Annotated in this window: 1 protein-coding gene; it reads right to left on the bottom strand. The window is 40.8% G+C overall.

Translation table 11 applies throughout. The features are described from left to right. Positions 1-512, bottom strand: a 512-nt coding sequence (locus HT679_RS10890; protein WP_173214601.1) for a G5 domain-containing protein, incomplete at both ends; no start/stop codon positions are given.

The raw sequence follows: 512 nt of genomic DNA, 5'->3' as shown, positions 1-512 counted from the left end.
GTCGTAGGTTGGCTTCCTCTTGTATGTTCTGGATCCTTTTCATATCTCACTTCCGTAGAAGTTGTAGGCTCAGTTGTTTCAGTCGGCTTTGTTCCAACTTTAACAACTTTCTTAACCATCGCAGTTGTTACTTCACTGGTCTTCTTATCTTCTACTGCCTTACCACCTTCGATTTTATAAGTAGTCGTAATGGTTTCAGTTCCTACCTTACCTGGACGAGTTGGATCATCTTTCTTTTCCCCTTTAACAAGAGTTGGATCTGCTTCATACTCTGTTTCGATTGGAATAGCCTTTGTTTCAACGCTATCCTTAGCCGGAACCTTAACGATAATAGGTGTAGCTGCTTTAGTAACCATCTCTGAAACATCTGCTACCGTAATATCGCCTGTCTTAGAATCAACTTTATAACTAGTCGTAACTGTTTTCAGTCCATCTTCGCTTGGAATAGTCGTAGGTTGGCTTCCTCTTGTATGTTCTGGATCCTTTTCATATCTCACTTCCGTAGAAGTTGT

Source organism: Streptococcus sp. 4886 (assembly GCF_013276485.1).
Classification (GTDB): domain Bacteria; phylum Bacillota; class Bacilli; order Lactobacillales; family Streptococcaceae; genus Streptococcus.
This window is presented reverse-complemented; position numbering and strand designations above follow the sequence as displayed.